General features: G+C 33.5%; 13 protein-coding genes and 1 other RNA gene. 5 read left to right on the top strand and 9 right to left on the bottom strand.

Translation table 11 applies throughout. From position 1 onward, the window contains the following. The 6 genes from WBN21_RS15750 to WBN21_RS15725 form a co-directional block, all read right to left on the bottom strand. The coding region (locus WBN21_RS15750; protein WP_424201957.1) for an iron-containing alcohol dehydrogenase family protein at positions 1 to 1,022 on the bottom strand (1,022 nt) is incomplete at its 3' end. 47 nt (positions 1,023 to 1,069) lie between these two features. Then, complete coding sequence (locus WBN21_RS15745; protein ID WP_424201956.1) at positions 1,070 to 1,687, bottom strand: CatA-like O-acetyltransferase; 618 nt, start codon at positions 1,685 to 1,687, stop codon at positions 1,070 to 1,072. 1 nt (position 1,688) lies between these two features. Continuing rightward, positions 1,689 to 2,393 carry an HAD family hydrolase gene (locus WBN21_RS15740; protein WP_424201954.1) on the bottom strand — a complete coding sequence of 235 codons (705 nt, stop codon included), beginning with the start codon at positions 2,391 to 2,393 and terminating at the stop codon, positions 1,689 to 1,691. Continuing rightward, positions 2,384 to 3,112: a 3-deoxy-manno-octulosonate cytidylyltransferase gene (gene kdsB / locus WBN21_RS15735; RefSeq protein ID WP_424201952.1), complete on the bottom strand. Its 729-nt coding sequence runs from the start codon at positions 3,110 to 3,112 to the stop codon at positions 2,384 to 2,386. Before kdsB ends, WBN21_RS15740 begins: the two co-directional genes overlap by 10 nt. A gap of 74 nt (positions 3,113 to 3,186) precedes the next feature. Next, a complete protein-coding gene (locus WBN21_RS15730; protein WP_424201950.1) occupies positions 3,187 to 3,753 on the bottom strand; it encodes a DUF4126 domain-containing protein in 567 nt (188 codons plus the stop codon). A 336-nt stretch (positions 3,754 to 4,089) separates the two neighbouring features. After that, positions 4,090 to 5,517, bottom strand: coding sequence for an ATP-dependent DNA helicase (locus WBN21_RS15725; RefSeq protein WP_424201948.1), 1,428 nt, complete (start codon positions 5,515 to 5,517; stop codon positions 4,090 to 4,092). Positions 5,518 to 5,643: 126 nt separating this feature from the next. On the opposite strand from WBN21_RS15725, the gene WBN21_RS15720 reads away from it, so the two are divergent. From WBN21_RS15720 to WBN21_RS15700, 5 genes are all read left to right on the top strand, one after another. Then, a complete protein-coding gene (locus WBN21_RS15720; RefSeq protein WP_424201946.1) occupies positions 5,644 to 6,378 on the top strand; it encodes a hypothetical protein in 735 nt (244 codons plus the stop codon). After that, positions 6,362 to 7,183 carry a DUF3822 family protein gene (locus WBN21_RS15715; protein ID WP_424201944.1) on the top strand — a complete coding sequence of 274 codons (822 nt, stop codon included), beginning with the start codon at positions 6,362 to 6,364 and terminating at the stop codon, positions 7,181 to 7,183. Before WBN21_RS15720 ends, WBN21_RS15715 begins: the two co-directional genes overlap by 17 nt. After that, positions 7,183 to 7,722 (top strand): 16S rRNA (guanine(966)-N(2))-methyltransferase RsmD, encoded by a 540-nt coding sequence (rsmD, locus tag WBN21_RS15710; RefSeq protein WP_424201942.1) that lies wholly within the window; start codon positions 7,183 to 7,185, stop codon positions 7,720 to 7,722. Before WBN21_RS15715 ends, rsmD begins: the two co-directional genes overlap by 1 nt. A gap of 165 nt (positions 7,723 to 7,887) precedes the next feature. Then, entirely contained in the window at positions 7,888 to 8,391 is a 504-nt protein-coding gene (locus WBN21_RS15705) for a nuclear transport factor 2 family protein (protein ID WP_424201940.1), read from the top strand. Between the two features lie 20 nt (positions 8,392 to 8,411). Continuing rightward, entirely contained in the window at positions 8,412 to 9,167 is a 756-nt protein-coding gene (locus WBN21_RS15700) for a hypothetical protein (protein ID WP_424201938.1), read from the top strand. Between the two features lie 84 nt (positions 9,168 to 9,251). Here WBN21_RS15700 and rnpB read toward each other — a convergent pair. From rnpB to WBN21_RS15685, 3 genes are all read right to left on the bottom strand, one after another. After that, positions 9,252 to 9,568, bottom strand: an RNA gene (gene rnpB / locus WBN21_RS15695) — RNase P RNA component class A. A 247-nt stretch (positions 9,569 to 9,815) separates the two neighbouring features. Beyond that, on the bottom strand, positions 9,816 to 10,625 hold the full coding sequence (locus tag WBN21_RS15690; RefSeq protein WP_424201936.1) for an amidohydrolase family protein: 810 nt from the start codon (positions 10,623 to 10,625) through the stop codon (positions 9,816 to 9,818). Between the two features lie 87 nt (positions 10,626 to 10,712). Continuing rightward, positions 10,713 to 12,014, bottom strand: a 1,302-nt coding sequence (locus WBN21_RS15685) for a glycoside hydrolase family 30 protein (RefSeq protein ID WP_424201934.1), incomplete at its 5' end; no start/stop codon positions are given.

The following is a 12,014-nucleotide window of genomic DNA, read 5'->3' as shown; positions in this document are numbered from 1 at the left end:
CCTAAAGCATTCTCCCAAAGTGGATCTAGACTTAAAGCAACGTTAATCATAATATCAAATTCTCTATCGCTTAAATCCGCACAAAGTCCTTGAGGTAATTCAATATTATGCTTAGCTTTCATTTGTTTAAAAACTTTAACACCTTCTGGATAATAGTCTTCTAAATGATTGAAAACTATACAGTTTCCAATGCCATGTTTAGTTCCTAATAAATAAGACATGCCATAACTCATGGCATGTGCAATACCAACTTGAGAATAGGCAATACTCATTCCACCGTGCCATGAGGCCATCATTAGTTTTTCTTGAGCTTCAATTTCTGAAAGATTATCTCCTAAAAATATTTCTTTACACAAATCTAACGCCATTTGTCCATACGTCTCACTAAAAGTATTTAAGTAAGTACCTGTTAACGATTCAATACAATGCACGTAACAATCCATTCCTGTATAGAACCATTGATCTTTTGGAACATCATTTGTAAGTTCAGAATCCAGGATAACTTGATCAAATGGTGTATAATCAGAATTTATGCCTAATTTTTTTTCTGGTCCTGTAAGTACCGTAGTTCTTGAAACTTCAGCTCCAGTACCTGAAATTGTTGGCACCCCAACATGATAAATGGCTGGGTTTTTAACTAAATCCCATCCTTGGTAATCTTGTGCTTCCCCTTCATTAGTAATCATAATGGAAACAGCCTTTGCTAAATCTAGCAAGGTGCCACCACCTATACCAATAATACCCGATGGGCGTTCTTTAGATTTTAAAATAATATCTTCAACAAGACTATCTACTTGAGATGTTTTAGGCTCTTCTGCTGCTGAAACAAAAATAATTCTGTCATCATAGGCTAAAGAAATTTTAGAGGTAATCTCTATATTTCCTTTAAAAACATCATCAATTAAAAAAATAAATGGCGCCTTAATACTTTGACGTTTTAATGCCAAAACTTCATTTAATTGATTAAAACTACCTCTGCCAAAAATAACTCTTGGCACCATTGGAAAGTTATTATAACTCATTTAACTTATTTTCATTTAGAAAAGGTAAAAATACCATTAATTAAATTTTATTCATTTAAATTATGCTGAAAATTTTCTACAAAAACACCTACATGGTAACCATCCACTAAACCGTGATTAACATTTATAGCCACATTCATAATTAATTCATTGCCCTGTTGCGTTGCTTTACCAAATGCTAATCTAGGAATGGAGTCTGAATTTCCTGAAATAGGCTCCTTATGTCCCGAAAAATTTAACCAAGGCAAGGCAGAACAATAAATACAATTTAAATCATTTTTTGGTGGAAATAATTCAGATGAATTGCAAATTCGTTTTTTTTCTGCTTTAACATTTTCAATAAATAGTTCTAAATTTTGATCATAATCAATAAATGAAAACCCAAAAGTTTTATCAGGACGCATTAGGGTTGCCGATGCATGAATCACATCATATTCCACTACGGAATCGTTAATAATTCTATATTTCAAATTGTCTACACTATTGATTGCTTTCATACAAGCATGTAAATATTTCCCAAAAAAACTAATATCATTTTCTTTTGAAAATTTATAAGCTTTAGTAACATTTATAGGAATAGTAACTCCAAAACTGGGATCTTTTAAAGATTTGAAATGCTCAAAATGTTGTTTCCTTTTCCAGGTATTTAAATCAATTTGTTTCAAATTATTTTAGAAATTTTAATACCTCTGTTAAGCTATGAATAGTTTTATAAGCTTTTCCGTTTTTTTCCTCATCGCTAACTTCTTCGTGCGCCCAAGTAGTATGAAAAGGTACATGAATGGCGTTTGCTTTAATATTTACTAAGGGCAAAATATCTGATTTTAGCGAGTTTCCGATCATTAAAAACTCGGAAGGATTAATATCTAAATGGTTTAACAAATTTGAATAATTAGCTTCTTTTTTATCACTTAGTACTTCAATATGATGAAAATATTTAGTTAACCCAGATTTTTCTAATTTTCGTTCTTGATCTAATAAATCACCTTTTGTGGCTAATATGAGCTTGTATTTGGTTGATAATGATTTTAAAACAGTTTCTACCCCATCCAATAATTCAACAGGTTTATTTAGCATATCCTTACCAATATTCAATATGGCTTCAATGGTTTTTGTTGAAATATTGTAATTCGAAATTTCTAATGCAGATTCTACCATGGATAGGGTAAAAGCTTTTACACCATAGCCATAAAGAGGAAGATTATCAATTTCCATTCTGAAAAGTTCTTGGTCAATTTTATTTGGTGTTTCGTATTGCGATAATAATTTGCAAAACTCAATTTCAGCTTCTCTAAAATAGGTTTCATTTACCCAAAGCGTATCATCAGCATCAAAGCCAATTACCTTTATGTTTTGGTAGTTTACTTCCATAGCTTGTTTGCGCGCTCTAAATCTTCAGGAGTATCAATTTCAACGCCTTCCACATCGGTTTCAACCATTTTTATGCGTTTGCCATATTCTAAATAGCGCAATTGCTCTAGTTTCTCTGAAGCTTCCAATACTTGCATTGGTAACTTATAAAAATCTAGAATAGCCTGTTTTCTAAAGGCATAAATACCTTTATGTTTATAATATTTAACTTTTACACTTTTGTCTCTTGGATATGGGATGGGACTTCGGGAGAAATAAAGCGCAAAATCTGATTGGTCAATAACAACTTTTACCGTATTGGGATTATTAATTTCATCCTGATCCGTTATATGAACCATTAAAGATGCTAAATCGACTTCTTTATTCGGGTCGTTTTTGAAAACCTCAATGAGTTTAGCTAACGATTCCTTGTCTGTAAATGGTTCATCGCCCTGCACATTTATAACCACATCAATATCGAGATGCTCGACGGCTTCTGCAATTCTGTCGCTTCCACATTCATGCTCCTTTTTACTCATAATGGCTTTGCCTCCATTATTTATAATTTCTTGGAAAATAATATCACTATCAGTAACCACAAAAACATCGTCAAATAGTTTTGTAGCAACGGTAGCTTCATAGGTTCTTAAAATGACCGTTTTACCATCAAGATCTTGCATCAGTTTTCCGGGGAAACGTGATGCTGCATATCTAGCGGGAATCATTGAAATTATTTTCATCTATTAAGGTTACTTTATGAATTAGAATTATTCTCTGCAATTAGCATTTCAAAAATACATAAATAATATAGGTTTTATGTTTTTGAAGTTTTAAACTTCTTATATAATTTGAAAATTATAAAAAATAGAATAATTACTAAAATTATGGCTAAGGCTGGAATAAAAATGGAAATAATAGACATAACAATTGACGTACCAGTTTCAATAGTAGATACAATTGGATTTGCAATCCCACCCGTTGAAACTGTTGATGCCAAGCGTGTAGCACTTGAAGTTCCTGCAACGGCTGCTGCTGTTCCTCCACCAGCAATAATGGCTAATGACCAAGTGATTACGGGACTTAAATCGGCCAATGTTGATAGCATTATGGCTGTTCCGGCAAGGGCAGCAAGTGGCACGGCTATACCGTCTAATAAATTATCAATATACGGAATAAAATAGGCGAAAATTTCGACTAAAGTTGCTGCTCCCAAGGTAATTAATGCAGTTGTATTACTTATCCATTGCCAAGATTCGTTTAGCTGCCAAACATCGAAATAAGAGGCTAAACTTAATGCAAATAATGGCAGAAAAACTCTAAACCCAACGGATGCTGATAAACCAATGCCGAGGCAAATACTAATAATTGTTTCGAATGTCATAAGACCCTAATTTCCCAAAGGGGATTTTTGTTTTTGTTGTTAATTATTCAAAGTTACGTAAAATCTAATCTAATAAATATACTTGTAATTATGACACGAATTTCACGATTTGACACGAATGGTTTGCGTGAAAAAAATGTGGCAAATGGTTTTGCATGCAGGAAAAACACGGCGAATAGATAGTAATTATCTTTTAATTAGGAATTCAATTTGCGGATGACTGCGCAAGGGATAGAAATGGATAGCCCACAGCGACCTTTTGGGAGCGAGGACTTGTAATGGATAGCCCGACCCTTTTGGGATGCGCCCAAACAAATAAATTTAAATTGAGTTTTTTTATGGTTCCCCAAAAAAATCATCTTTAAAACCTATAAGAAATAGTTTTTCTTTGGCCCGAGTTACGGCTGTATATAACCAGCGTAAATAGTCTTTATCGATGCCATTTGGTAAATAGGGTTGCTCTACAAAAACGGTATCCCATTGGCCACCTTGCGATTTGTGACAGGTTATGGCGTAGGAGAATTTTACCTGTAGGGCGTTAAAATGTTTATTAGCTTTTACTTTTAAAAACTTTTTGTACTTGCTGGTTTCATCTTCATAATCTTTCATGACTTCTTGATACAGCCTATTGGATTCTTCGTAAGGTAATGATGGTGTTTCGGCATCGATGGTATCAAGCATTAAAACGGTTTCAAAAGGTATCATTTTAGGGTAATCTACCATGCGTACTTTAACTTCAGCAAAACGAAAACCATATATTTCTTGAATACTAAATATTTCTAGAACCTCAATAATATCGCCGTTTGCTATAAAACCGGCGTCGCTTGTGGGCTTTACCCAAAAGTAATTATTCTTAACGACCATTAAAAAATCGCCAGCCGTAAGTTCGTGCTCATTAAATAGAATTCTGTTTCTTATTTGTTGATTATATAAATTTGCGCGTTTGTTGCTGCGTACAATTATGGCGGTTTCCTCCTTGCCTAGTTCGCTATAAGCATCATTTATGGCGTCCATAATTTCATAGCCATCCACAAGCCTAATAATATCTGTATAGCCATCCAAATCAAACTTAAATGCGTCAAAAAATGAACTTGATATGGTGGCTCTTAAAATAGTGGCATTTGCCAAAATTCCAGAATCTTGCTCTTGCCTGACTACTTCATCAAGTTCCATTCTGGTAACTTCTTTATCATAGTTTAAGGCTAATGTGCGCTCGTCAAGTGCCGGACTAATATCCAATTTTACTGGTGGTAACTGGGCGGTATCGCCAATTAAAAGTAATTTACAGTTATGACCAGAATAAACATATTTCATTAAATCGTCAAGCAAGGAGCCGTTTTCAAAAAGTTTTGAATCTCCTGGAGCATCAGGAATCATAGACGCTTCATCAACTATAAAAATGGTGTTTTTATGTTTATTTGGTTGTAAAACAAACTTAACACCACCACTTTTTTCTTTTTTTGGAAAATATATTTTTTTGTGAATGGTGAATGCTTCCTTGTTTGAATAATTGGAAATTACCTTAGCAGCTCGTCCTGTTGGCGCCATTAATACAGCACTTTTTTTTGCCTTCCAAAGGTTACTTACAATAGCACCAACAATGGTTGTTTTTCCAGTACCGGCATAGCCTTTTAGCACATATAAGGCATTCGGGTTTTTATCAAAAATAAACACCGCCAATTGTTGTAAAACAATATTTTGTTTCACCGTTGGTTCAAAAGGAAATTGTTGTTTTATTATTGAATAAAATTCGGATGATGTCATTTAAATGAGGTGCTATTTAAAATTTATTCAAATATAGAAATGATTTTTATGCGCTTTCGTTTTAACGAATAAAAAAAAATTGTAGATTTGCTAAAACCATTAACAAATTATTAATAAATATACACTATGACATTTTTCCTAATTGCATTAGCAGTAATTTTAGTTACAATTGGCTTGGTTAAGTTAGTTGACAAATTTATCCCTTCTAAATTTAAACCTGTTTTGACTATCGCACTTTGGTTGTTAATTGGGTTTTTAGGTTATCAAACTTATATTTCAATATATGAACCTATTCAATTTAATAAAGTTAAAAATAAACGTTATGCTTTAGTAATTGAAAGTTTAAAGGATATTAGAGACGCTCAATTAGCTCACAGACAAGTTACTGGGAAGTTTTCTAATGATTTTGATGGCTTAATTAAATTTATTGATACTGCTGAATACACGTTAACACAACGAAGAGATTCAAGTATCATTGATGAAGTAATGACAAAAAGATATGGTGTTGATACGACAAAAGAAATTATAATTATTGATACGCTAGGTACTGTTTCTGTAAAAGATTCATTATTTAAAACCTCAACGCGTTATAAAACGATGATGAATGTTCCTGGTGCTGAGGCTGGTGCTAAATTTGAAATGAAAGCTGGATTTATTGAGCAAAACAATATTAAAATTCCAGTTTTTGAAGCTACGGTAAAAAAGGCTGTACTTTTATACGACCAAAGTAAAGATCTATTAATTCAAGAAAATCAAGTTATATCTGTTGACGGTGTAAATGGAGATGCTTTAAAAGTAGGTTCAATGGACGAAGTTAAAACTGGTGGAAACTGGCCAAAAACTTATGGCGATAACGAATAATACTAGTAACAAGCTAACTAATCTAGAATTGTCCATTCAAATAAGTTTGAGTGGACTTTCTTTTTCTACACTAAATAGAAACTCAAATACTATTGAGTTTTTAAAGGCTGTGCAGTTTGACAAAAAACTAAATCCGTTTGAAGTTTTAGATGAGTTAAAATTGGTGTTTTTAAAAGAACAAGCTTTAAAAAGCAATTTTGCCAACATTAATATTATTCATGATAATGATTTGGCGACATTAGTTCCAAAATCATTGTTTAATGAAAACAATTTAGCAGACTATTTAAAGTTTAATTCAAAAATTTTAAAGTCTGATTTTATTGCTTTCGATACTATTGAAGAAAACAAAAGTGTTAATGTTTATGTACCATATACAAACATTAATAATTTTATTTACGACAAATTTGGATCCTTTATTTATAAGCATGTATCCACTATTTTGATTGAAACCTTATTGGAACAAGAAAAAAATTCTAATACCAGTAACATTTACATTCATGTAAATTCCAATCATTTTGAAATTTTAGTATTTGAAAAAAGTGAATTAATACTTTGTAATACCTTTTCATACCATTCCAAAGAAGATTTTATTTATTACATTTTGTTTACTGCCGAGCAGTTAAATCTGAATCCTGAAACACTTAATTTAATCTTTTTAGGAGCCATTTCTAAAAATGACGATTTATACAGCATCACTTATAAATATATTAGAAACATAAGCTTTGGTAACAGAAAAGATAGCTTTAATTACACAAACAATCCAAAGTCAGAATATTCTAATTTCACTTTACTAAAAAGTTTTTAATGCGGATTATATCAGGTTTATACAAAAGCAGAAAAATAGTTGCACCTAAAAATTTACCTGTTCGCCCTACTACAGATATGGCGAAGGAATCTTTATTTAATATCATTAATAACAATTATTATTTTGATGACATTGCTGTATTAGATTTATTTGCAGGCACAGGAAACATTAGTTATGAATTCGCTTCTAGAGGCACCGAAAACATTACTTGTGTAGACCAAGATTTTGGATGTATCAAATTTATAAACCAAACAGCTGAAGCTTTTAAAATGCCTATTCAGACTATTAAAAGCGATGTGTTTAAGTTTTTAGAGAAAGCCACTTTACAAGCCAATATTATTTTTGCCGATCCACCATACAGTTTTGAAGATGCTCAATTTGCAAAAATTCCAGAGCTTATTTTTCAGAATAATCTATTACTTGAAAACGGGATGCTAATTGTAGAACATTCAAAACACACCAACCTTTCAGAATTAGAATATTACTCCTATTCTAAAAGTTACGGCGGCAATGTTTTTAGCTTTTTTGAAAAGTTATAATCTAAATTTATTTTTATAACTCATATTTTTTCAGTACTTTAGAAATCTCCTTAAGAGCCATCCCCGGCTCTATTCTTGTTTTTACCTGTCAAATAAAATGTGCCCATTTTTTTTGATATCGTTTATGGTTAATTTTTAATACAAACCTTTTAAACCATAAACAACATGAAAAAACTGATTTTACTTCTACTTATTAGCGGACTTTTTTTTAACTGTAATCAAAAACAACGCTACACTCAAAACTCCAAAGAGATTGATACTGTTAAATCTATGATTGAGGCTTATAACAGCAAAGATTATGCATCAGCACAAAGTCATTATGCCGATACTTCAAAAACACGATTTAATAGTGATTTAATGGACTCTAAAGAGATTCCGAATTACCACCAACAGAATGATGCCAATTATTCTAGCCGAGGTTTTTTAGATGATGGTCAAGAATATGAAATGGTAGTTGACGATAAAGGCCATACTTGGGTGAACTTTTGGGGCGATTGGAAAGGAACGCTAAAAGGCAACGGTAAAGATGTTACTATTCATATCCATTTGACATCTCGATTTGTTGATGGCAAAATAGTTGAAGAATATGGCTATTGGGATCCATCAGAAGTTATTGCCAACCTACAAGATATCGCTGCTCAAAACAGTATGCAAACAGAATCAGAATAAACCAACCAAAATTTTATATTATGAAAACACTTAAATCAACACTTTTAATCACATTGCTTTTATGCTTCAGTTTTACCATAACAAATGCTCAGCAAGCCTTTATAATCCATCAGGATAATGTAAAACCATCAAAATTTATGGAATATGAAAAAATAGCTAAAGAGTTTCACGAAGCTAGCATCCAGCATAATGTACAAACCAGTTGGTCTACAGCTATGACCAACGATTTTCAATATTTCTATATTACTCCTATAAAAAACATGGCAGAATTAGACGAACGTCCTTTCGAAGAAATGGCCAAAACTATGGGCGATAAATTTGGAGAAATGTTTAATCGTTTCGACCAATGCTATAGCTCACATGGCGACTATATTGTTATTAGAGATAGTGAGCTATCCTACATGCCAGAAAACAAAACAGAGGCTCCAGCAGATGAAAACTATCGTAAATGGTATTACATGTACTATACCCCAAAAAATGCAAAAAAAATGCGAGAAGGCATGCTGGCTGTAAAGGAATACTTTAAAGCTAAAGGCTCAACTGAATATTATCGTGTTTACAGAAACGGCTTTGGGCAAATGAAAAACTATTATATGGTGTCTGTTTCTGCGAAGGATGAAATAGACTCTGCCAAAAAATCAAAAGCAAATCAGGAACTTTTAGGTTCTTTTGACGAACGATGGGCAGTATTTAGTAAAGTCATGGACTATACAAGTAAAACGGAAGAATTTAGTGGCGAAATGCGTCCAGATTTATCCTATAAACCAAAAGAATAAATAAAGTAATCTACCAGAGTTCCCTTCAACCAACCCTTTTTAACCAAAAACCCTTCTTTAAACTAATAAAGAAGGGTTTTTTAATGCTTGAGTAAATCTATAAGCCGAATTCTGTACACATACTTAAAAGCATGTGCCCTTATCATTTATCTAAATGCATTGTTACCAATACACTTAAGCTGCCTACCCTCCAACTATCGAGCGTGCCGCCCTCAAACGTTGGTTTACATGACATTGCACCACATAGAGTTTACCTGGTTTCACTACAGCATTACCTGTACATACTTTCTGTTGCACTTTTCCTAACCTCACGGCTGGTGGTTATTAGCCACTATGTTGCACTACGGTGTTCGGACTTTCCTCCTCCCGATTAAACGAGAAGCGATAAGGCGATTTACTGCCGCAAAATTACAACAAACAGAAACTAAAATCTAAATAAAACGAAAAATTTGGGCGTTACCCAAGGGTCGGGCTTTGCGCTACAAGTCCTCACTCCTATCGTCGCTGTGGGCTTTCCACTTCAATCCCTAACGCGGGCTGGTTTGCTAGCTTAATATTTTAAACTCAGAATGATGTTTTAATAGGTTTTATATTTAGCAATATGTGGCGCCACTAATTCCAGTAAGAAGTTTACTTTAAGCCTTACCCTTAAAGTTCATTCACATCAATATTAAAAAGTTCCGCAGCATTTTTCCATAAAATGAGTTCCTTTTTTTCATCGGCTAAATCTAACTGATTCATAAACTTTAAATACGATCCCATGTTTGAAATTGGCCAATCCGTGCCATATAACAAATACCTTGGGTCGCCAGCATAAGTAATCATTTCTTCAATTTCTTTTTTCATATAGCGCTCAAACTTATCTGTAAAATCACCTAAAACTAAACCAGAAATATCAGCATAAACATTTTTGTTTTTATAAACAACTTCCATACAATCTTTAATCCAAGGGTTTCCAACATGGCAAATCACTATTTTTAAATCTGGATAATCAACCGCTAAATCGTCAATATGTAAAGGATGAGAGTATTTAACTTTACCCGTTGGTGCATAGGTATCCCCAGAGTGAAACATGACTGGCACATCATACTCAATAGCCATTTCATACATAAGTTTCAACCTAATATCGTTTGGGTAAAAAGGCTCGTATCCTGGATAAAATTTCAACCCTTTAATAAGTCCCTGTTCCAGGTATTCACTTATTTCCCGTACGTCTCTATGGTTGTAATTTAAATAGCTAACGCCAGCCACAACGCCTAAATTTTTACGCCCTTTAATAGCTTCAACAACCTGTTTAGTACTTGGTCGATGCTCATTAACCTTATAAGACGACAAAACTAAAGAGTAATCAACCTTGTTTGCTAACATGGTTTCTGTTAGTTTGTCAAGGCATGCTTCAAGCGAAACTACTCTGTCTTCGTGGTAGTTGTTAATATGTGTATGTACGTCTATTATCATGTTTGGTTTTAAATTGTTTAAATTTTAATGGATGCTAACCTTAGCCAAATTAATGTTTTTTAGTGCTAATAACACCTCTAAAATTTGTTATTGCTTACTTTGTAAATAAATAGTTTGCATAGCTCTAGGAGCAATTTGCATCGTATAAAATTCGTCTTCTAATTCAATCGAAAGGTTATAAGGATTTTCATTTCTATTAAAAATAACTATAGCCATAGACCCATCAAGGTTTTTTGCAGCTGTATAAGTAACCCCTTCTACATTATCTCCAACTAACCCAATTCTGTGAGCATCAGGACGTATAAACTTACTAAAGTGGCTTAGTAAATAATAAAGTGGTGTGTAAATAACTTCGTCTGTAACTGGATTAATAAGTACTGGTGCGCTATTAAAGTTATCGTAAGGGTTTGGTTGGCCTTCATTACTCAAAATCATACACCATTCAACATAGCCTTGGGTGCCATGATTTAAGTCGGTAATAATATCGTATGCATAAGTATCAAAAGGTACAAAAGTGCCAGCGTAATCGGTACTCTTTCTCCAATACTGTCCAACTGGGTCTTTGGCATCAATATCAATACTCGATTCAGAATGAATTATGCCTTTATTAGGCCAGGTTTTTTGTAGTTTATCAAGTTCTTTTGCATACCAATTGTTTTCGTCAAGTTCTGAATTTGCATACCAATGAAAAGCAGTTCCCCAGGCGTATTTAGAAGCTTCTGGATCTTCGTATGTAGCAGCGACATAATCATTCATAGTCGATTTATTATGGTCGTAAATTAGTACGCGCAACCCAGCATCTAAATCATCAAGTTTCAAATGCCCATCTTCAACAAGTTGTGGCCCTAAGTGATCTCGTAAAAAGTCACGCCCTTGTTCAGCAGTAAAGCCATTACTATCCCAACGCGCATCATGATAATGTAAAGGTTCGTTTTGCGGTGTTAATCCCCATAAGTTTATGCCTTGCGCTTTATACGCACTTACATACATCGATATGTATTTTGCCCAAACACCATAATACTTAGGTTGTAAGGTGCCGTTAGTCATCTCAGAAGTTTCACCTGTTTTCATCCATGAAGGCGGACTCCAAGGCGACGCAATAATGTTGAAGTTGGCTCCTGGAATACTCGCTGCTTCTTTAATCATCGGGATCAAATCATAACTCGGCTCTATAAGTTCCACACCTCGTACTTGATCGTTTTCATCACCAGTAAAACCTCTTATATCTTGATTAATACTAAAGGTAGAAAGATCTTCGTCGCCTGAATCAACATAGGTATAATGATTATTTGAATAATCGCTGCTGTTAATGTGCGTACGTGTTAAAGTGAAACCAGCGCCTTTTGTTGGGCTAAACAGCTTTGTTAAAACCTCGTTACGCAATGCCAC

Source organism: Algibacter sp., assembly GCF_049667265.1.
Taxonomy (GTDB): domain Bacteria; phylum Bacteroidota; class Bacteroidia; order Flavobacteriales; family Flavobacteriaceae; genus Algibacter_B.
Note: the sequence above shows the minus strand (reverse complement) of the source record. Positions and strands in the feature narration are given on the sequence as shown.